Source organism: Pseudomonas baetica (assembly GCF_019733355.1).
GTDB classification, from domain to species: Bacteria; Pseudomonadota; Gammaproteobacteria; order Pseudomonadales; family Pseudomonadaceae; genus Aquipseudomonas; species Aquipseudomonas baetica_A.
This window is the reverse complement of the sequence record NZ_JAIHLQ010000108.1, coordinates 1-2097: the sequence shown is the minus strand read 5'-3', so window position 1 is coordinate 2097 and position 2097 is coordinate 1. Positions and strand designations below refer to the sequence as shown.

The 2097-nt window shown below is 61.3% G+C and carries 1 protein-coding gene; it reads left to right on the top strand.

Annotated features, from left to right (window positions below; genetic code table 11):
• On the top strand, positions 1-2097 hold a 2097-nt coding region (locus K5E40_RS34240), incomplete at both ends, for an immunoglobulin-like domain-containing protein (protein WP_409339159.1).

The following is a 2097-nucleotide window of genomic DNA, read 5'->3' as shown; positions in this document are numbered from 1 at the left end:
CGTCGACACCACCAACCTGTCGCTGTCAGCGACCGGTACCGTGGCTGAGGGCGGCTCAATCGTCTACACCGCCACCCTGACCAACGCTGCTGGCTCGCCAGTCACCGTGACTCTGTCCAACGGCGCAGTGATCACCATCGAAGCCGGTAAAACCACCGGCACTGTGACCGTTCCAGCGCCGGCCGATGACGTTTACAAAGATGCCGGTACCGTCCAGGCAACGATCAGCACAGCGACCGGCGGCAACTTCGAGAACCTGGTGCCGAGCACCGTTCCGGCGGTTACCAACGTCACCGATACCATCGACACCACCACCGTCAAACTCACCGCCTCCGAGTCGGCTGCTGAAGGTGGCACCGTCACCTACACCGCAACCGTGGGCGCTCCAGTCACTGGTTCGCCAGTCGTCGTGACTCTGGCCAATGGCCAGAACATCACCATCGAAGTCGGCAAAACCACCGGCACCGTGACCACCACCGCGCCAAATGACGTACTGACCGGCCATGCGCCGCTGACGAATGCGATCACCGGCGTAACTGGCGGCAACTACGAAAACCTCGTGGCCGACAAAACACCAGTCAGCACCACCGTGACTGACACCGTCGACACCACCAACCTGTCGCTCAGCGCGACCGACTCGGTCGCCGAGGGTGGCTCAATCGTCTACACCGCCACCCTGACCAATGCCGCTGGCTCGCCAGTCACCGTGACTCTGTCCAACGGCGCAGTGATCACCATCGAGGCCGGTAAAACCACCGGCACTGTGACCGTCCCAGCGCCGGCCGATGATGTTTACAAAGATGCCGGCAAGGTCGAGGCAACCATTTCGACTGCCACGGGTGGCAACTTCGAGAACCTGGTGCCGAGCACCATTCCGGCCGTGACTGAAGTGACCGACACCATCGACACTTCGACCGTCAAACTGACGGCTGATACCTCCGTGGCTGAAGGCGGCACTGTCACTTACACCGCCACTGTTGGTGCTCCGGTCACTGGTTCGCCGGTCACCGTGACTCTGGCCAACGGTCAGAACATCACCATCGAAGTCGGCAAAACCACTGGCACCGTGACCACCAACGCGCCTAACGATGCATTGGTCGGCCAGGCACCGCTGACCAACTCGATCACTGGCGTTAGCGGCGGCAACTACGAAGATCTGGTCGCCGATAAGACGCCAGTCAGCACCACCGTGACTGATACCGTCGACACCACCAACCTGTCGCTCAGCGCGACCGACTCGGTCGCCGAGGGTGGCTCGATCGTTTACACCGCGACCCTGACCAACGCCGCTGGCTCGCCAGTCACCGTAACCCTGTCCAACGGCGCAGTGATCACCATCGACGCTGGCAAAACCACCGGTACAGTCACCGTTCCAGCGCCGGCCGATGACGTTTACAAAGATGCCGGTAAAGTCGAGGCAACCATTGCAACCGCGACTGGTGGCAACTTCGAGAACCTGGTGCCGAGCACTGTCCCGGCCGTGACTGAAGTGACCGATACCATCGACACCTCGACCGTCAAACTGACGGCTGATACCTCCGTGGCTGAAGGCGGCACTGTCACTTACACCGCCACTGTTGGTGCTCCGGTTACCGGTTCGCCAGTCGTCGTGACCCTGGCCAACGGCCAAAACATCACCATCGAAGTCGGCAAAACCACCGGCACCGTGACCACCACTGCGCCTAACGATGCATTGGTTGGCCAGGCACCGCTGACCAACTCGATCACTGACGTAAGCGGCGGTAACTACGAAAACCTCGTGGCCGACAAAACGCCAGTCAGCACCACCGTGACTGACACTGTCGACACCACCAACCTGTCGCTGTCAGCGACCGGTACCGTGGCTGAGGGCGGCTCGATTGTTTACACCGCCACCCTGACCAACGCCGCTGGCTCGCCAGTGACTGTGACTCTGTCCAACGGCGCCGTCATCACCATTGAGGCCGGTAAAACCACGGGCACCGTGACTGTTCCGGCTCCAGCCGATGACGTTTACAAAGATGCCGGCAAAGTCGAGGCAACCATTACCACCGCGACCGGCGGCAACTTCGAGAACCTGGTCCCGAGCACCGTTCCGGCGGTTACCAACGTCACCGA